This window comes from Ancylomarina longa (genome assembly GCF_003996985.1).
GTDB classification, from domain to species: Bacteria; Bacteroidota; Bacteroidia; order Bacteroidales; family Marinifilaceae; genus Ancylomarina_A; species Ancylomarina_A longa.
On record NZ_RJJX01000324.1, the window covers coordinates 1 to 352 of the forward strand.

Annotated in this window: 1 protein-coding gene; it reads left to right on the forward strand. The window is 40.9% G+C overall.

Going from position 1 to position 352, the window contains the following annotated elements:
- On the forward strand, positions 1–352 hold a 352-nt coding region (locus DLK05_RS19285), incomplete at both ends, for an exonuclease/endonuclease/phosphatase family protein (protein ID WP_209319987.1).

Sequence of the window (352 nt, forward strand, 5' to 3'; positions counted from 1 at the left end):
GCTCTAATGCTGTCCAAAGTAGCACGAGATGCACTTGTAGGATGGGAATCTCACGGATCCAGAATCATCAAAGCATCATTCAAAACAAAGAAGGAGGGGATCTTAATGAATATTATCCAATGTTATGCACCCACCAATGATAGCAACGACGAAATTAAAGATCAGTTCTACGAGCGGCTGCAGTCAATCATTGAGAAATGCCCAAGAAAGGACCTAACTATTCTGATGGGAGATCTAAATGCCAAAGTCGGAATAGACAACACTGGATATGAAGATATTATGGGACGACATGGACTGGGAGAGAGGAACGAAAATGGAGAAAGATTTGCAAATTTGTGTGCATTCAACAAAT